Genomic DNA, 18,684 nt, shown 5'->3' on the forward strand with positions numbered 1-18,684 from the left:
CTGATAATGTCAGTTATTCGGCTCATTGTCTAATCATCAGCCCAGTTGTTTGGCTGGATGTACACGCCCCTGAATATCGCCTTCAGTGCGTCGTGCCCGGCCTTAGGCATCGCGCTCAAATTTCCAGCGTTTGCACCGTCGTAGCTGGGGAAGCGTACCAAAGCATCTTTATCGCAGTGCAGCGGCGCTGGTACTGGCGGCTCTGTTCACCGTTTTCACGGCGCGCTCGAAAGTGTGAGCGACCAGTTGATTCTTCCGACGGAGTGTGGCCATGGATAGACACGCCTTGGCCACATCGAAGTTGTATCAGGGCTCATTGATTCGTTGGGGCAGGCGATGTGCAGGTGATATTCACAGCAGGCTAGTTTCACCGTCTGATGACCCCAGAACGAAAGGAGTGCCTGTGGGCATGAGACACCCGTCGCTTGGGCGGTTCATGCGGGTCACGTGGGGATTGATAAGCAAGACTAATAACGGCTATCTCCGTTTGCAAAGCCCGAACTAGAGCCATCAGTGCTAATGTCAGATAAATGCAAAGCTTGGCAGCCAAGTGTCTGTCTTCTTAAAAGATACTAACCATCGTGATAGCAGGTGAGTCATGGAGCTACGAATTAACCAAAAGACCTACAAGGTCGACGCCGAAGCTGACACGCCGCTGTTGTGGGTTATCCGCGACGACCTAGGCATGACCGGCACAAAGTACGGCTGCGGCCTGGCTCAGTGCGGTGCCTGCTCGGTGCTGGTAGACGGCAACGTGACGCGCTCATGTGTGACTCCGGTTGCGAGTGTTGTCGGCCGGGAGGTCACGACCATCGAGGCAATCGAGTCTGACGAGGTTGGTAAGCAAGTAGTGACGGCGTGGGTCGAGCGTCAGGTTGCTCAATGTGGCTACTGCCAGTCCGGTCAGGTGATGGCAGCGACAGCCTTACTCAAACGGAACCCTTCCCCTAGCACCGCTCAGATCCAAGCAGCGATGGTCAATCTCTGTCGCTGCGGGACTTACAACGCCATCAATGCCGCTGTGCACGATTTGGCTAACAACATCGGCTCCTCTGCGGCGCCCAACGAGGAGGGTGTCTGATGAGCAAGCGTACTAATGCCGAAACCCCAGCGCTTGGGGAACCTGTCAATCTCTCACGCCGCCGCTTTTTGTTATCGTCTGCCGGTACCGCTGCTGGTGCTTTGATACTGGGTTTCGGCCTGCCGCTCGGTTCAGCAAGAATGCAGGCCATGGCCGCAGAGCCCAACGCAGCTGGGACACAGGTAAACGCATTCCTGGAGATTCGCCCTGATAACACTGTGCGCCTGTTGTGCCCCTTTATTGAGGGCGGGCAAGGTACGTACACCGCAATGGCGCAGATCGTTGGCGAAGAGTTGGACGCTGATCCATCGACCTTTGTAGTTGAGAGCGCGCCGCCTGGTGAGGCGTATGTCGTAATGGAGAGCGGCCTGCGCATCACTGGAGGCAGCATGTCTGTCCGGATGGGTTATCCCTCGATGCGGCGCTTGGGTGCGCTTGCCCGTGCGATGCTCTTGCAGGCTGCCGGAACCCGGCTGAATGTGCCCGTTTCCGAATTGACGACCGAACCGGGCCATGTATTGCACGCAGCTTCGGGTCGTTCTCTGAGCTACGGCGAACTTGCGCCCGATGCACTGGATTTGCCGGTCCCCAATGCTGAGAGCATCACGCTGCGTGACCCAAGCAAGTTCCGCTGGATCGGCAAGCCAGTACGCCGTCTGGATAGTTACGAGAAATCTACCGGTAAGGCGATCTACGCCATCGATATGCAAGTGGAGGGCATGCTCCACGCTGCAGTTCAACATGCGCCACGTCTGGGTATGACCGTAGGTTCCTTGCGCAACGAGGCGCAGGTCAAGGCGATGAAGGGCGTACATTCGATCCACCGTTTGCCCGGCGCTGTGGCTGTTGTCGCTGAGCGCTGGTGGCATGCCAAGCGCGCCGTCGAAGCTATTCAGGTGCAATGGCAGGAGGCGGCAGCGGACTCCCCGCTTCGGGTCATGCCAGCAGGCTTCTCCAGCGTGGCCTTTCGTGAGCAATTGGCCAATGAGCCGGGACCTGGCCGTGATGCCGAAAATGAAGGGGATACCGCTGGCATCCTGGCCAAGGCATCCACTGTTATCGAAGCCACTTACCACAACCAGCACGTGAATCACGCTCAGCTCGAACCCCCATCTGCGTTGGCTCGGTTCAATGCCGATGGCTCGCTGGATATTTGGCTACCTAACCAGGCGCAAGATGCTTTCCTTGCAGACATCGTCAAGCGTACGGGCCTTGAGCCTGAGAAGGTCAAGCTACATACGCCTCTGATTGGCGGCTTTTTTGGTCGGCACTTCCTGTATGACACCGCCAACCCGTTCCCGCAGGCTATCGAATTGGCCAAGGCGGTCGGCCGTCCGGTGAAACTGATCTGGAGCCGCGAGGAGGAGTTTCTGCGTGATGTGCTGCGCCCTGTAGCCGTGGTCAAGTTCCGCGCAGCGCTTGATGATAAAGGCATTCCCGTAGCTATAGAGGCAGTAAGCGCAACTGAAGGCCCGACTGAAGGGATTGCAGGGGAACAAGGTCCAGAGCTAGACCCGACGGCCCTTGAAGGGCTGACTGGAAAAGCTTATGCCATCGCTAATAAGCGTATCGCTCAGGCTTACGTGAAGGGCCCGGTGATGGTGGGCTACTGGCGTTCAGTGGGCAATTCGCTCAACGATTTCTTCTATGAGACGTTCCTTGATGAGTTGGCCGAGAAGGGCGGTCATGACCCATACGAACTTCGCCTGCAACTGTTGAAGGACAACCAACGCCTGACGCATCTGTTGAAGTCTGTGGCTGAGCTTTCAGGTGGTTGGAAGCCCGGGCCATATACCGCCGAAGATGGCTCACGACGCGCGCGGGGCATTGCCATGGCCTCGCCATTCGGAACCGAAACAGCAGTGGTTGCCGAAGTGTCGATAGAAAATGGTCAGGTCAGGGTTCACGATATCTGGCAGGCAATTGACCCGGGCAGCATCGTCAATCCAGCCATAATCGAAGCGCAGGTTAATGGCGCTGTAGCGCTGGGGTTATCGCAGGCATTGGTTGAGGAGACGGTCTACATCGATGGCCAGCCGCGAGCACGCAACTTCGATCTTTACCCAGTTTTGCGACCGTCGCGAATGGCGCGTGTGCACGTGAAGGTGATCGAGAGCGGTGCGAAGATGGGCGGCATTGGTGAACCTCCGCTTCCTGCCGTTGCCCCCGCGGTGGCCAGCGCAGTGGCCAGGCTCACCGGACAGCGTATTCGTAGCATGCCCATGTCTAACTACACCTTTAGTCAACCATCATGACGGGAACCGCTGCCCATGAGTAATCGGTATTTGGTGAAAGCGGCCGGCTTGGTTGTAGTGGTCGGTATTGCTGTAGCGGGCTTGCTGGTTTGGTACGGCACCCGAGTGCCCAACTCTACCTTCGATAGCGCAGCCAGCTCCAACTTGTCAGATGCTGCACTCGTGCAGCGCGGCGAATATGTAGCCAGGTCTAGCGACTGCGTGGCTTGCCACAGTCTGCCCGATGGCCCGGCCTTTTCCGGTGGGTTGGAAATGGCCACGCCGCTAGGGGCGATCTATGCGACCAACATTACCCCAGATGACAAAGCAGGCATTGGCCGCTACAGCTTGGCTGACTTCGATCGCGCTGTTAGACATGGCGTTGCTCCAGAAGGACGCAGGCTCTATCCGGCAATGCCTTATCCCTCGTACGCCAAGCTAAGCGACGAGGACGTACGCGCCTTATATGCCTTCTTCATGCAAGGTGTGGGTCCGTCCGAGGTCGCCAATGTGCCCAGTGAAATTCCCTGGCCGCTTAACATGCGCTGGCCTATAGCAATGTGGAACACGCTCTTTACCGAGCCTGGCACTTTCGCCGAGAACACAGAGCAGGACGCGCAGTGGAATCGTGGCGCTTATCTGGTTCAGGGCGCTGGCCACTGTGGTAGCTGTCATACGCCACGTGGTCTGGCATTCAATGAAAAGGGGCTGAGTGATGCAGACGAGCAGTACCTGGCCGGGGCGCTTCTTGATGGCTGGTACGCCCCGAGTTTGCGCAATGACCCTAACACTGGGCTCGGGCGCTGGAGCGAGGCTGATATCGCACAGTTCTTGGAGGTTGGACGTAATCAGCATGCCGTGGTGTATGGGTCGATGACTGAAGCGTTCAATAACTCAACACAATTCATGACGGACGCTGATCTGGGCGCGATCGCTCACTACCTCAAGTCTTTGCCGGGTGACCCTGAGCGTGACGGTAAGCCTTGGGAGTACATGGCCGCTAAGGATTCAGCATTTACCAGCGCCGGTGGGCACCTCTACGAGACGCGCTGTGCCTCTTGTCATGGCAATGATGGCAAAGGACAAGCCCCGTGGATACCGCCGTTGGCGGGTGCAACTTCTGCGTTGATTGCTGTATCTGACTCGGCCATTAACATCAGTCTCAATGGCTCTTTGCGGGTGGTCGCCGATGGGGTGCCGGATGCCTACCGTATGCCTGCGTATCGCGAGCAATTAACGGATCTGGAGATCGCGCAGGTTGTGTCTTTTGTGCGCACGACTTGGAGCAATAGTGGCGGGGAAGTGGATTCGCAAGCAGTCGCACGTCTGCGCGAACATACCGATCCAGCCAGCCCCACGCCAATTGTTTTGCACATGCGATAAGCCTCAGGAGCCTTGATGGAAAGTATTGATCTACTGGTCCTGCGTACTGCCCGTGACTGGCTGTCTGCGGGTGACCGCGTGTTGCTGGTGACCGTAGCGCGCACGTGGGGCTCTTCACCTCGGCCAGTGGGATCGATGATGGCGCTTCGCAATGATGGACGAGTGGTTGGCAGCGTGTCCGGTGGGTGTATAGAGGATGACCTCATCCACAAATACACAACGGCTCATGGTGCGGAAGGCTTGCCACAAAGACTGCCTGAGGTGGTTCGCTACGGAGTAAGCTCCGACGAAGCGCATCGCTTTGGGTTGCCATGCGGCGGTACGTTGGAGCTGGTGCTTGAGTTCATGCCCGCCAAGGAGCCGTTTGATCAACTGCTAGCTGGCCTCGACTCCGGCCAATTGGTGCGCCGCGAATTAGACCTGCGAACTGGGCAGGTCAATCTGCACAACACCTCGACTGCTGATCAATTCACATTTGACGGCCAACGCATGAGCAGTACCTTGGGGCCTGGCTATCGCATGTTGCTTATTGGTGCGGGTGCGTTGGCCGAATACGTTGCGGTGATGGCGCAGTTTAATGGCTTCCAAGTGACTATCTGTGATCCCAGGCCTCAATACATAGAATCATGGAGTGTTCCGGGAGTGGGTGTTATCCAAGAGATGCCAGACGACGTAGTCAGAGCGTTTTCGCCTGACGTTCGTACCGCGATCATTGCCCTCAGCCATGACCCGAAACTGGATGACCTTGCATTATTGGAAGCCTTACAAAGCTCGGCTTTCTACATAGGGGCCATAGGTTCGCGGCGTAACAACCAGAGCCGACGAGATAGGCTGATCGAACATTTTGGAGAGACGCAGGAATCGCTCGAGCGCCTTCACGGACCGATCGGAATCTACATCGGTAGTAAAACCCCACCGGAGATTGCGGTTAGTGTGATGGCTGAGGTGATTGCCGTTAAGAATGCTGTCGCATTACCTGGTGAACTCTCGATAGCTAAAGCCAAGACAGAGAGCGATTTAAGTGGTGCGGATAAAGTACAAAGTATGAGCCTAGAAAATGCCTAAAAATCCGGTGCCTTCCCAGAGCTTTCCGAGTGCCTGCTTCTGTTTTGACGATGGAGGCCATCTTCTCTTACTCCCAAAGCGCACCGCTGTACCGGTACTGTACTGAATTGTACCTTTGGGCTTATGAGACTGGTCTAGAGGTTTTTCCAGAAGGCATGAAAAAGCCGCGCAGTGCGCGGCTTTAAATTTGGTGGGCCCACACGGACTCGAACCGTGGACCAAAGGATTATGAGTCCTCTGCTCTAACCAACTGAGCTATGGGCCCTCAGAAGCGTGCGGATTATACCGGTGCCTTTCCTGTGGTGCCAAGGGTGGAGCGCGGATGAAGGAATTTATCTGCGAATTGTCCAGCAGTTAGTGCGGGGCTGACGATGTAGCCTTGTATTTGCTCGCAGCCTTCCGAGGTGAGGAATTGCACCTGTGCTTCGGTCTCTACGCCTTCTGCGACTACGGTCAGGTTGAGGTTGCGGCCGAGGGTGATGATGGCGCGGCTGATGGCGGCATCGCTGAGATCGGCGGGGAGGCCGCTGACGAATGATTTGTCGATTTTGAGCACGTCGAGTGGCAGCTGCTTCAAGTAGCTGAGTGAGGAGTAGCCGGTGCCGAAGTCATCTATGGCCAGTTGCAGGCCAAGTTTCTTGAGCTTGTGCAGGGCGCGCAAAGCGCCTTCGGTGCGGTTCATGATGAAGGTTTCGGTGATCTCCAGTTGCAGCAGGTTTGCGGGCAACTGGTAGCGTTCAAGCAGGGTGCTGATCGTTTCTGTCAGGTGCGGCTGGTGCAATTGCAGGCTGGATAAGTTAACCGAAAGCGGGCCGAATTCTGCGTGGGTCTGTCGCCATTCATGCAACTGCCGGCAGGCTTCATTTAGAACCCATTCGCCCAGAGGCAGAATGAGCCCGGTGTCCTCGGCCAGCGGAATGAAACGGTCTGGGAGCATCGTGCCGTATTCGGGGTGATTCCAGCGTACCAGCGCTTCTGCGCCGATTATGCTTTGGCTGGCTAGGTCGAGCTTTGGTTGGTAATGCAGCACCAGTTCGTTGCGTTCCAGTGCCTGGCGCAAATCGGTTTCCAGATTGATGCGCGCACTGGATTTCGAGGTCAGGTCGACGGTGTAGCGCTCTACGCGATTGCGCCCTTTGGCTTTGGACTGGTACATCGCGGCATCGGCGTTTTTGACGATTGTGGCGACGTCTTCGCCGTCTACGGGGTAGAGGCTGATGCCGATGCTGGCGCTGATGTAGAACGTGTGATCATGAATATTGAATGGCTCCGTGAAGCAGGCGAGCAGTTTGTTGGCGATGGTTTCGGCATCATGGCTGTTGTTGAGGCCGGGCAGCAAGATGATGAACTCATCACCGCCCAATCGTGACACGGTGTCGAGATCGCGCAGTTGTTCCTTGAGGCGCTCGGCTATGACGACGAGTAACTGGTCGCCGACAGGATGACCGAGGCTGTCGTTGATGTGTTTGAAGCGGTCGAGGTCGAGGAACAAAACGGCGCCGTTTTGGTTATCCGCTTGGGCGTCACGCAAGGCGGCGCTGAGGCGCGTTTCAAATAGCAGGCGGTTGGGTAAGCCGGTGAGCGGGTCGTGGTGGGCCTGGTAATCGAGACGCGCCTGCGCCTGTTTTAGTGGTGTGATGTCTGCTATCACGCCAACGTAATGGCTCAGGTTGCTCTCATTGTCGCGCACCTCGTTTATGGTCAGCCAGGCTGGGAAACTTTCGTTATTCAGGCGCCGGTTCCATACCTCGCCTTGCCAATGGCCATGTATATTCAGGCGCTGCCACATCTCGCTGAAGAACTCGCGGTCATGTTGGCCTGAGGCCAGAATACGTGGCGTTTGGCCCAATGCCTGGGCTTCGCTGTAGCCAGTGATTTCGCTGAATGCATGGTTGATGGCTGTAATGCGCTGCTGGGTGTCGGTGATGACCACACCTTCAATCGTGCTTTCAAACACGGTGGCGGCCAGTTGCAATTTAGCCTGCATGCTCTCGCGTTCGGTGATGTCGCGAATAATGCTCAGCAGGCAACTCTGCTCACCTATCTGGATCATTTGCGCGGAAATCTCACAGATGCACAGGTTGCCATTGCGATGGCGGATGCGTGATGTTTGCCGGCGTACGCTGCCGACGGTCTTGATCTGTTCGATCAGTTTGTCGCGGTCTGTGGGTTTCGCCCAGAGGCCAAGTTCCACGGTGGTTTTATGGCTGAGGACTTCGCGGTTGTAGCCGGTGATTTGTTCAAAGCCCAGGTTGGCGTCTATCAGCAGGCCATCTTCGAGGCGGGTGATGAGCATGCCGTCGGGTGAGGCGTGGAAGGCCTTGGCGAATTTTTCTTCCGAGGTTTGCAGCTGTTTTTGAGTGCGCTTGAGTTGAGTGATGTCGCGTACGATGGCGATGAGCACCGGCACCTCGTCGAGCTGAAATGCCTGCACCGAGAGCAAGCCGGTGAGCTTGTTGCCGTTACGGAGCTGGAAGGGCATTTCGATGTTGCTCAGGCTTTCGCCGTTGTTCAGTCGGCGGATTAATTCCGGGCCGGTGTTGGGCAGGCTCCAGAGGTTCATCTCGGTTGCGGTTTTGCCCAGTGCCTCGCTGCGCGATATTCCCGTTTGTTGCTCGAAGGCGTAGTTGGCATCAATGATGCGGCCATCCTCGCGCTGGCTGATGATCATCACGTCCGGACAGTTCTGGAATACCAGGGAGAACTTGAGTTCGGAGGTGCGTTTGGCCTGTTCGATATGTTTGGCTTCGCTGATATCGATCATCAGGCCGCGTAAGGTTGGTTGCTCTTGTGCGTTGTCGATGGTGACGATTTCTCGAATCCACACGGTTTGGCCATCGGCGGCAATCATTCGATATTCGAGGGTGTGGTCCCGGCCTGCAGCAGTCTCTGCCCGCCGGGTTTGAGTGGTCTGTTGATGGTCTTGCGGGTGCAGTTTGAGGGGCCAGAAGTCTGCTTGGCGCCATTGCTCCAGTGAGTAGCCCAGTAGCTTTTCAGCGTGCGGTGAGACATAGCGATAGGCCGTCTCGCCAATGGCCGCCTCCCAGGTCACGGCGGAGAGGTTTTCAACCAGCCGGCGGTAATGCGCCTCGCTGCAGCGCAGTTCGTGTTCAAGCGTGGTCCGCCGTGCAATCTCCCCGCTCATGCGCCGGTTTATCATCAGCGTCAGCGCCAGAATCGCCAGCAATATGAGCAGGGCTGGCAGGCCGTAATCCAGCAGTGTTTGCCAGGTGTTGTTGTATTGCAGCTTGCCGCCGACCCAGGGTTCCTGAAGGGCGATCTGCTCGCCTGGGGTCAGGCTGGCAAAAAGCTTGTCGAGTATCTCGACGAAAATCGCATTCTGTTTTGGTACCGCCATCGCCAGTTGGTAGCGATAGGGCGTTTCGCCGCTGATGATCAGGTTGTCGATTTTCTGCTGATGCAGGCTCCAGGTACTTGATGCAATGTCACTGATCAGAACGTCGGCCCGGCCTGTAGCCAACGCTTGAAGGCCAGCGTTAACGCTTGGGACCTGCAACAGGTTGAGGTCTGGATGTTGCTGGCGTAGCAACTCATCGGGCGCGTAGTTTTTAACGACCGCTACTTTTAACCCGTAAAGCGCACGGATGCTGTCGGGGTGTGGGCCGTCCTCGCGGGCGAGAATTACGATTGGAAAGTCGAGATAGGGGCGGGTAAATGCCAGCGTCTTGATGCGATCGGGTGTTGCCATAACGCCAGGCAGCAAGTCAATCTTGGCGTTTTTAGCTTGCTCAAGCACGGCGCTCCAGTTGCCTGGCTCAACGTGCTCTAACTTTATATTCAGGCGTTGCTCGATCAGGCGCACGTATTCCGCGGACAGGCCAAGGTAGCTATTGTTCGCGCCGGTAAACTCGAAAGGCGGCCAGCTTGGATCGGTGCCAAGACGCAGCGTGGGATGCTGCGCAAGCCAGGCCTTTTCTTGTGCCGTGAGGCCCAACTTCGCCAATGCGTCCTGCTGTGTATGGTCTGCGGCAGGCGACCCTGCGGCAGGCGACCCTGTGGCAGGCAACCCTGTGGCAGGCATCCCTGTGGCAGGCTCTCCCGAGAAAACCCGCCCAGCAGCCGATCCCTCTTGCAAGGGTGTTTGTGTGGCCGATGCATCATTCGCGGCCAGAGCGAGGGGCGTCCAGGGCTGCGCTACAGAGCACGCCAAGTACAAAAGAATGGCAGCGGCAATTCGCGGCATGCGGTTCTCATTCTGCGTGGGCATAGCTTGATCTTAGCCGGATTGCGCAGTTGCACACCAGAAACTAAAAGCCCCCCGGTTTTGAGGCCGGAGGGCTGATAGATGATGCGGCTAAGCCTTACTCGTCGAGGAAGGAGCGCAGGTGCTCGCTTCTCGTCGGGTGGCGCAGCTTGCGCAGCGCCTTGGCTTCGATCTGACGAATACGCTCACGCGTTACATCGAACTGCTTACCAACTTCCTCAAGGGTGTGGTCGGTATTCATGTCGATGCCGAAACGCATGCGCAGTACCTTGGCTTCACGTGCTGTGAGGCCGGCGAGTACTTCACGGGTGGCTTCTTTGAGACTTTCCACGGTCGCCACATCAATTGGCGATTGCATGGTGGCGTCTTCAATGAAATCGCCCAGATGCGAATCTTCGTCGTCACCAATCGGTGTTTCCATGGAGATCGGCTCTTTAGCGATCTTCAATACCTTGCGGATTTTGTCCTCGGGCATTTCCATGCGTTCGCCCAGCTCTTCCGGCGTCGGTTCACGACCCATCTCTTGCAACATCTGGCGCGAGATACGGTTGAGCTTGTTGATCGTCTCGATCATGTGCACAGGGATACGGATAGTCCGCGCCTGGTCAGCAATGGAGCGAGTGATCGCCTGACGAATCCACCAAGTGGCGTAGGTCGAAAACTTGTAACCGCGGCGGTATTCGAACTTGTCTACCGCTTTCATCAAACCGATGTTGCCTTCCTGGATCAGGTCGAGGAACTGCAAGCCACGGTTGGTGTACTTCTTGGCGATCGAGATAACCAGACGCAGGTTAGCCTCGACCATTTCTTTCTTGGCGCGACGAGCCTTGGCTTCACCGATCGACATGCGACGGTTGATGTCCTTGATCTCGGCCAGAGTGAGTTCACACTCTTCCTGCAGGGCAATCAGCTTCTGTTGGCAACGCTGAATATCAGCTTCGCGCTCGCCAATGGCTTCGGCGTACTTCGCCTTGCCTTTGGCCAGTCCGGCTGCCCAGGTCTCGTCAATTTCATTGCCTGGGAACAGGCGCAGGAAATCTGTACGAGGCATGCGAGCATCACGGACGCAGATTTGCATGATTGCGCGCTCTTGGCCGCGCAAACGGTCAAGCGCACCACGCAGACGAACAACCAGTGCTTCGTATTGCTTAGGCACGAGTTTGATCGGCATGAACAGCGTAGCCAGTTCTTTCAGCTCGGCGTTCGCCTGCTTACTGCCACGGCCATGCTTTTTCAGCGCTTGCTTGGCAATGTCGAGTTGCTCGCCGATAGCCGTGAAGCGGCGCAGTGCCTCTTCCGGATCAGGGCCGCCATCGCCTTCTTCTTCATCTTCGCTATCGTCTGCGTCGTCATCGTCATTGTCGTCATCAGCCGCACCTTCCTTCGCAGGGATGGGTGCTGGTGCTTCTGCGGCAGGCGCGATGCCATCGTCCGGGTCGATATAGCCATTCAAGACTTCGACCAGACGTCCACCTTCGGTGGTAACGCGGTTGTATTCGGCAAGAATACTCTCGACGGTGCCAGGAAAATGAGCGATAGCGCCCATGACTTCCCGGATGCCTTCCTCTATGCGTTTAGCGATTTCGATCTCGCCTTCGCGGGTAAGCAATTCGACAGTACCCATTTCCCGCATGTACATGCGCACCGGGTCGGTGGTGCGACCGATATCGGTCTCAACGGCTGCGAGTGCTGCTGCGGCTTCTTCTGCTGCAGCTTCATCGGTATCCGCTTCCGCCAACAACAGGGCGTCAGCATCCGGAGCACTCTCGAATACGTTGATCCCCATGTCGTTAATCATGCGGATGATGTCTTCCACCTGTTCCGGATCGGAAATATCTTCCGGCAGGTGGTCATTGACCTCCGCGTAAGTCAGGTAACCCTGCTCACGACCACGGCTGATCAATTCTTTCAAACGAGATTGCTGTTGCGCTTTTACGGACATAACACCCTATCCACTGAAGGTCTTGGCGGGCTAAAAACAAGCCGCGGATTATACCCGAGAAACTCCCTCACGCGCCAGTTGGGCTTAGAATTACTGGCGAGGTTGTGCGGTTTAACAGGTTGCGCAGTTGATCTTTCTCCTCTGCGCTCAATTCACTCTGGCGCGCTTTAAGCAGTAAATGTTCCAAACTGCGTTCGCGTTGGCGGGCTACAAGTGTAGTTATAGTGTCGAAAAACTGTTGTTCAAGGTTATCGGCTGAAATCAACCATTCCTTTTCTGCCAAAGCCTGCAATAAACGGCCTTGTTCGGTGCCGTGCCAGCGCGCAATCAGTTGCAGCGGGCTGAGCTGGGCGTTCTTCTGCAGGGCGCCGAGCAGGGCGACCAGCAATTGCGCGTAGGTGTCGTCTTCTGCAGCGAAATGGCTGACATCGTCGACTTTCTGCGCCAATTCTGGATGATGCAGCAGGGTTCTCAGGGCGCTCAAGCGTGGTGATTCAACGCTGACGGCAGTGCGGGGCTGACGAGGTTGAAAGTCGTCACGGCCCTTTTTGCTCCACTTGCCATCCTGCTTTTTCCAGGCGCCTTTGTCTTTGTTACCGGCTTTGAGGTTTTGTTCAAAAGCGGGCTGCGCAGGCATTGGCTCGTATTCAGTATAGCTGGGCGCCATGTCATGGTAGGCGCTGTCTGGAATATCGAAGTGTTCGTTGGGTGCGCTGCTGGAATGAGTAGGGGCGCTGGGTGCTGAGCTGTTGGTGGGGCTCAGCTGGCTCATGGCTTCGCTGTTGAGTCCGGTGATCTCGGTCAGGCGCTGGCGCATCAGGATGCGCAGGTTATTGCCCGGGATTTTGTCGATCAACGGTGCGGCGAGAGTAACTAAATGCGCTTTGCCCTCGAGGGAGCGCGGGTCGGCCTCGTCGCTCAACTGCTGGAAGAAATAGTCGGCCAGCGGCTGTGCGTGCTGATTGATACGGGCGCGGAAAGCATCGGTGCCTTCGCTGCGCACCAGTGTGTCCGGGTCTTCGCCGTCTGGCAAAAACAGAAAGCGCGCACGCAGCCCGTCTTTTAGGTTGGGCAGGGTCGCTTCCAGTGCTCGCCATGCAGCCTTGCGGCCTGCGCCATCACCGTCGAAGCAGAACAGCACGCTGGGAACCAGGCGAAACAGACGCTTCAGGTGCTCTTCGCTGGTGGCTGTGCCCAGTGTTGCGACGGCGTTGCGCAAGCCTTGTTGGGCGAGGGCGATGACGTCCATGTAGCCTTCAACGACCATGATCTCGTCTAGGTCGCGATTGCTCTTGCGCGCCTCAAACAGTCCGTAGAGTTCCTGGCCTTTATGAAATACCGGTGTTTCCGGTGAGTTCAGGTACTTGGGCTTGTCATCGCCGAGTACCCGGCCACCAAATGCGATCACGCGGCCGCGGCTGTCGCGAATCGGGAAAATTACCCGGTCGCGGAAGCGGTCGTAGCGTTTGCCGGTCTCAGTGTTCTCGACCAGCAGGCCGGCGTCGATCATGGCTTTGATCTGCAGGCTGTCGCCGCCCAGATGCTTGTGCAGGTTGTCCCAGCCAGGCGGAGCGAAGCCCAGGCCAAAGTCGCGGGCGATCTCGCCGGACAGGCCGCGGCCTTTCAGGTAGTCGACGGCGGCGCGGCGCTGCGGGTGGCTCTTGAGTGCTTGCCGGTAATATTCGGCGGCGGCAGTCAGGAGTGGATACAGCGGTGAGTCGGTGGGCTGGCGCGGCTTGTTGCTGCGTGCGCCTTCCTCGCGCGGCACTTCCATGCCGGCGCTCTTGGCCAGATCCTCGATCGCCTGGGGAAAGTCCAGTTGGTCGTGATCCATGAGGAAGCCGAGCGCATTACCGCCCGCGCCACAGCCAAAGCAGTAGTAAAACTGTTTGTCCGGGCTGACGCTGAATGATGGGGTCTTTTCTTTGTGAAAAGGGCAGCAGGCGGTGTAGTTCTTGCCGGTTTTCTTTAGTTGAACGCGCGAGCTGACCACATCGACAATGTCGGTGCGGTTGAGCAAGTCATCAATAAAAGACTGAGGGATCAGGCCGGCCATAGGCACCCAGAATACTGCCGCATCACGCAGCGTTGCTGTTAACTGGAAAGCAAAAAACTCCGAACATCACCTAACGGTGTGCGGAGTATCGGTATTCTACGATGTGTGCAGGCTTAAATAGCAAAACCCGGCCTAGGCCGGGCAATGCTCACTGCGGCGACGTGCTGTACAGTATTAGTACAGACGAACGCTGCGGCGCTGCTCGCGCTGAACTTTCTTGGCGTGACGCTTAACAGCAGCAGCTGCTTTGCGCTTACGCTCTGAAGTCGGCTTTTCGTAGAATTCGCGGCTGCGAACTTCAGCCAGAACACCGGCTTTTTCACAGGAGCGTTTGAAGCGACGCAGGGCTACGTCGAAGGGTTCATTCTCTTTAACTTTGACGGCTGGCATCCAGGTCGTACCTTCGTTTAATTCCGTGGGTAACGTACTTCTAGCCTTGGCTCTGAAGAACGTTGGTTTTCAAGGGTTGCGGATATTACCGCTTCATCGCGGCGAATGCAAAGCCTCTGATCGAAAAGCTCTGGTCGACGCACGGTCACGGCTATTATTATGCCTGCCTTTATTAGTAAACCCCACCTCAATCAAGGCTTTATCAATGCTGGTTCTGGGCTTAGAAACGTCGTGCGATGAAACCGGTGTCGCGCTTTATCACAGTGAACGCGGCCTGTTGGCGGATGCGCTGTTCAGTCAGATCGACCTGCACCGTGTCTACGGCGGGGTCGTGCCTGAACTGGCTTCGCGTGACCACGTAAAGCGCATGCTGCCGCTGATCCGCGAGGTGTTGGCGACAGCCGGTTGCACGGCAGATCAGATTGATGCGGTGGCCTACACGGCGGGTCCTGGTCTGGTTGGAGCCTTGCTGGTCGGGGCTTCTTGCGCCCAGGCAATGGCATTCGCCTGGGGTGTTCCGGCGCTGGGTGTACACCACATGGAAGGGCACTTGCTGGCCCCTATGCTGGAGGAAAATCCACCGGCCTTCCCGTTCGTCGCTTTGTTGGTGTCCGGTGGCCACACGCAGCTGGTTCGGGTAGATGGTATTGGCCAATACAGTTTGCTGGGTGAGTCGCTCGACGATGCTGCCGGCGAGGCATTTGATAAAACTGCAAAGCTGATGGGGCTCGATTATCCGGGTGGCCCGGAAATCGCCAGGCTGGCTGAGCGCGGAACACCGGGGCGTTTCGTGTTCCCGCGACCGATGACGGATCGTCCAGGGCTTGAGTTCAGTTTTAGCGGCCTCAAGACCTTCACCCTGAATACATGGCAGAAGTGCCGTGACGAAGGCGATGACTCTGAGCAGACCCGTTGCGACATCGCGCTGGCGTTCCAGCATGCGGTGGTGCAAACCCTGACCATCAAGTGCCGTCGCGCGCTGAAGCAGACGGGCCTTAAGAATCTGGTGATTGCTGGCGGCGTCAGCGCCAACAGTGATTTGCGCCAGTCGCTCGGCGAGATGCTTAGCGAGTTCAATGGGCAAGTGTTCTATGCGCGGCCGAAGTTCTGTACCGATAACGGCGCGATGATCGCCTATGCGGGCTGCCAGCGCTTAAAGGCTGGCCAGCATGACGGTTTGGGTATTGTCGTGCAGGCGCGTTGGCCGATGGACAGCTTGCCGGCTATTTGAGCGGTCAGCTCTGCTGGGCGTTTGATCGCGGTTGATTAGAAATGCCGTTCGCGACCTGCGAACAGATCTCGCAGGTTGCTGCGGTGGCGCCACACGATCAGGCCGCTGAGTACCGACACCGGCATCAACACGGTTGGGTGCAGCCACGCCAGCAAGGGTATGGTCAGTGGCACCGAAATCAGTGAGGCCAGCGAGCTGGTTCGGGTAAGGCGAAAAGTAGTCACCCAGGCGGCTATCGCCAACAGTGCCGCGATCGGAGATAAACCCAGCAACATGCCCGCCGCTGTAGCGACACCTTTGCCGCCGCGAAAGCGAAAGTAGAGGGGAAACAGGTGGCCGATTACTGCTGCCAGACCAATCCAGGCTTGTTGTTGCAAATTGAAGCCGGCCAGATTGGCGATGACGACCGGAACCAGCCCTTTGCTGATATCGCCCAGCAGCGTGAGTACGGCCAGCCGCTTGCCAGCTACCCGCATAACGTTACTCGCCCCCGGATTACCCGAGCCAAAACCCCGAGGGTCGGGCGTGCCAGCTCGCATGCTGAGCAAGATGGCGAAGGACAAAGAACCCATCAGGTAGGCGAGAAACGCCAGTAGCCAAAACATGGTACCCATTCCATGGCAGGTGTTCGGCGATTCTAGCAGGCGTTTGAAGATAACGGCGAGTCGGTCTTTTTGCCCGCGCAAGCCGCTGCGCAGGTTAAACTGACAGCCTTCGATTGCAGCGAGGCAATTGAGTCGTTCCCGGTTAACCGCCAGGGCGAAAAATTGCCAGGGATTGCCGGGCTGATATGCATGCGAGCGTGCCGTGTGACATGCTGCATGTCGATTATTGAGATGGTGTTTGGAGAGCGGGTTTGGACACAGTTTTTGTCAGCGGCCTTGAGGTCGACACAGTGATCGGTGCGTACGACTGGGAGCGCACAATTCGTCAGTGTCTGCGCCTGGATCTGACCCTGGGTTGGGATATTCGTCCGGCAGCGGCTGGCGATGACCTGAACAAGGCGCTGGATTACGCCAAGCTCTCCGAGCGCGTGCAGGCATTCGCCAGTGAGTCGTCCTTTATTCTGGTTGAGACCTTTGCCGAGCGCTTGGCGCAGTTGCTGATGGACGAGTTCCAAGTGCCCTGGTTGCGCCTGCGATTGACCAAGCCGGGTGCGGTTCCCGCCGCGAGTGGCGGAGTTGGCGTGGAGATTGAGCGCGGATGTCGCTGACCCGGGTTTACCTTGGCCTCGGTAGCAATATCGAGCGCGAAGTTCATCTGCAGGCCGGGCTCGATGCGCTGGCGGAAATGCTCACAGACATGCGCTGTTCAGCCGTGTTTGAAAGCGCGCCTGTGGGGATCAAGAGCGGGCCGTTTTTCAATCTGGTGGTCACCGGGCTGTGTGAGCTGGAATTGCATGAGCTTGATCGCCGGCTGAAATTCATCGAAGCCGATAACGGCCGCTATGCGCCAGATCGGGTGGGATTACCGCTGGATATCGACGTGCTGTTGTTCAGTGATTGGGTCGGTAATTTTCAGGGGCTCGAGTTGCCGCGCGCCGAAATCCTGAAGAACGCCTTTGTGCTCTGGCCGCTCGCGCTGTTGGCACCCGAAACGGTGCATCCGGGTGTGCAGCGCAGTTTCGCCGACTTGTGGCAGGCGGCAACAATCAATCAGCAGTTGCGCCCGGTCAGTTTTCAGTGGCGCGGCGTCGAGCTGACGCCTGCCGATTTGCTCGCCTCGCCTGACCGTTAATCGGCGGCAGGCCTGGCGCTCTGCTTGTAGGCGACGAGTGCTTGCAAGCGGGCAGCCTTGAGCGCAGCGCCCAGCTCCGGCCCTTTAAAGCCTTGTTCCAGCAGCGGCTGCACTGCAACTTCACGCGCCGCCTGCATGGCGCCCCGCAAGTAATCGGCTTGCGGGTATTCGCGCTTCTCCAGTCCCGTTCTGCCGCGGGCGTCCATTTCGCAGGCGCTGATGAACTCCTCGAAGCGTTGCGGTCTCCGGTACACATCGAAGCTTTGTAGCAGCTCGAGCAGTGTCGATGGTTTCAGCTCCAGCGCGCGATGACCGTGCGTGTGGTATTCGCCAACCAGTAGCGCCAGTTCCTGACAGTCCTTGGGGGCTTTACAGCGCTGATTGATTGTCTTGATCAGTCGCAGGCCTTTTTGCTCGTGGGCAATGTGGCGGGGCCATTCGGACTCCGGCGTGAGGCCTTTGCCGACATCGTGCAGCAGGCAGGCCCAGCGCACTGTCAGTGGTAACTGATGCTCGGCGCTTTGGCGCAACACCGCCAATACGTGCACGCCGGTGTCTATTTCCGGATGGTGCGCCGGCGGTTGTGGAACGCCGAACAAGGCATCGACCTCTGGCAAGAGCGCGTGCAGAGCGTTGCAGTCGTGCAGCACCTGGATGAATACATCCGGGCGCGGCTCCATCAGCGCACGAGAAATTTCGGTCCAGCTGCGCTCTGCGGTCAGGGCGGCAAGCTCGCCCGAGTCACTCAGCTCACGCATCAGCGCGTAGGTTTCGTCGGCAATGATAAAACCCAATGGTGCGTAGCGCGCCGCAAATCGGGCGACGCGCAGCACGCGCAATGGGTCTTCGGCAAAGGCGGGGGAAACGTGGCGCAGCACCTTCGCTTCAAGGTCGCGCTGGCCGCCGTAAGGGTCGATGATCGTGCCGTCATCGGCCTCGGCCATTGCATTGATGGTCAGGTCGCGGCGGATCAGGTCTTGTTCCAGTGTGACGTCGGGGCTGGCGAAGAAGGTGAAGCCGCCATAGCCACGGCCGCTTTTGCGTTCGGTGCGGGCGAGGGCGTATTCCTCGCCGGTTTTGGGGTGCAGAAAGACCGGAAAATCCGCGCCAACAGGGCGGTATCCCCGTTCAAGCATTTGCTCGGCGGTAGCGCCCACGACGACGCGGTCGATATCTTTCGACGCAATGTTCAACAAGCGATCACGCACCACACCGCCGACTTTGTAAATTTGCATAGCACCCATCTGCAAAATTGCCTCTGTTGACGCAGAGGATAACGGTTACGCAGGCTGGAGGGAAAAGTGCGTGCTGAATAAGGCGCTAGCCCCGCGAGGTGCAGT

General features: G+C 57.5%; 13 protein-coding genes and 1 tRNA gene. 7 read left to right on the forward strand and 7 right to left on the reverse strand.

The window, feature by feature from the left end; translation table 11 throughout:
• Positions 1–598: 598 nt before the first annotated feature.
• The 4 genes from PMYSY11_RS02990 to PMYSY11_RS03005 are packed head-to-tail and all read left to right on the forward strand — an operon-like array spanning position 599 to position 5,763.
• Positions 599–1,081 (forward strand): (2Fe-2S)-binding protein, encoded by a 483-nt coding sequence (locus PMYSY11_RS02990; protein WP_069902594.1) that lies wholly within the window; start codon positions 599–601, stop codon positions 1,079–1,081.
• Positions 1,081–3,336, forward strand: coding sequence for a xanthine dehydrogenase family protein molybdopterin-binding subunit (locus tag PMYSY11_RS02995; RefSeq protein ID WP_150548287.1), 2,256 nt, complete (start codon positions 1,081–1,083; stop codon positions 3,334–3,336). Before PMYSY11_RS02990 ends, PMYSY11_RS02995 begins: the two co-directional genes overlap by 1 nt.
• A 15-nt stretch (positions 3,337–3,351) precedes the next feature.
• Positions 3,352–4,698, forward strand: coding sequence for a c-type cytochrome (locus tag PMYSY11_RS03000; RefSeq protein ID WP_150548288.1), 1,347 nt, complete (start codon positions 3,352–3,354; stop codon positions 4,696–4,698).
• 15 nt (positions 4,699–4,713) lie between these two features.
• Positions 4,714–5,763 (forward strand): XdhC family protein, encoded by a 1,050-nt coding sequence (locus PMYSY11_RS03005; RefSeq protein ID WP_150548289.1) that lies wholly within the window; start codon positions 4,714–4,716, stop codon positions 5,761–5,763.
• A 188-nt stretch (positions 5,764–5,951) separates the two neighbouring features.
• On the opposite strand, the gene PMYSY11_RS03010 is transcribed toward PMYSY11_RS03005, so the two are convergent.
• From PMYSY11_RS03010 to rpsU, 5 genes are all read right to left on the reverse strand, one after another.
• Positions 5,952–6,028: transfer RNA gene (locus PMYSY11_RS03010), tRNA-Ile, on the reverse strand.
• 15 nt (positions 6,029–6,043) lie between these two features.
• Complete coding sequence (locus PMYSY11_RS03015; RefSeq protein ID WP_239655531.1) at positions 6,044–9,727, reverse strand: EAL domain-containing protein; 3,684 nt, start codon at positions 9,725–9,727, stop codon at positions 6,044–6,046.
• Positions 9,728–10,085: 358 nt separating this feature from the next.
• A complete protein-coding gene (gene rpoD, locus PMYSY11_RS03020; protein WP_069902598.1) occupies positions 10,086–11,930 on the reverse strand; it encodes an RNA polymerase sigma factor RpoD in 1,845 nt (614 codons plus the stop codon).
• Between the two features lie 67 nt (positions 11,931–11,997).
• The gene (gene dnaG / locus PMYSY11_RS03025; RefSeq protein ID WP_150548290.1) at positions 11,998–13,986 is read right to left on the reverse strand and encodes a DNA primase; all 1,989 of its coding nucleotides are present in this window, start codon (positions 13,984–13,986) and stop codon (positions 11,998–12,000) included.
• Positions 13,987–14,160: 174 nt separating this feature from the next.
• The gene (gene rpsU, locus PMYSY11_RS03030; protein WP_003296736.1) at positions 14,161–14,376 is read right to left on the reverse strand and encodes a 30S ribosomal protein S21; all 216 of its coding nucleotides are present in this window, start codon (positions 14,374–14,376) and stop codon (positions 14,161–14,163) included.
• Positions 14,377–14,581: 205 nt separating this feature from the next.
• On the opposite strand from rpsU, the gene tsaD reads away from it, so the two are divergent.
• Entirely contained in the window at positions 14,582–15,607 is a 1,026-nt protein-coding gene (tsaD, locus tag PMYSY11_RS03035; protein WP_150548291.1) for a tRNA (adenosine(37)-N6)-threonylcarbamoyltransferase complex transferase subunit TsaD, read from the forward strand.
• 35 nt (positions 15,608–15,642) lie between these two features.
• Here the strand turns inward: tsaD and plsY are convergent, their stop codons facing one another.
• Complete coding sequence (plsY, locus tag PMYSY11_RS03040; protein WP_069902601.1) at positions 15,643–16,212, reverse strand: glycerol-3-phosphate 1-O-acyltransferase PlsY; 570 nt, start codon at positions 16,210–16,212, stop codon at positions 15,643–15,645.
• Between the two features lie 251 nt (positions 16,213–16,463).
• Here plsY and folB point away from each other — a divergent pair, with 251 nt between their 5' ends.
• A complete protein-coding gene (gene folB / locus PMYSY11_RS03045) occupies positions 16,464–16,820 on the forward strand; it encodes a dihydroneopterin aldolase (protein ID WP_150548292.1) in 357 nt (118 codons plus the stop codon).
• A complete protein-coding gene (gene folK / locus PMYSY11_RS03050; RefSeq protein ID WP_150548293.1) occupies positions 16,811–17,344 on the forward strand; it encodes a 2-amino-4-hydroxy-6-hydroxymethyldihydropteridine diphosphokinase in 534 nt (177 codons plus the stop codon). Before folB ends, folK begins: the two co-directional genes overlap by 10 nt.
• On the opposite strand, the gene PMYSY11_RS03055 is transcribed toward folK, so the two are convergent.
• Positions 17,341–18,579 carry a multifunctional CCA addition/repair protein gene (locus PMYSY11_RS03055; RefSeq protein ID WP_150548294.1) on the reverse strand — a complete coding sequence of 413 codons (1,239 nt, stop codon included), beginning with the start codon at positions 18,577–18,579 and terminating at the stop codon, positions 17,341–17,343. The genes folK and PMYSY11_RS03055 overlap by 4 nt on opposite strands.
• Between the last annotated feature and the right edge of the window lie 105 nt (positions 18,580–18,684).

The organism is Pseudomonas marincola (assembly GCF_900682675.2).
GTDB classification, from domain to species: domain Bacteria; phylum Pseudomonadota; class Gammaproteobacteria; order Pseudomonadales; family Pseudomonadaceae; genus Aquipseudomonas; species Aquipseudomonas marincola.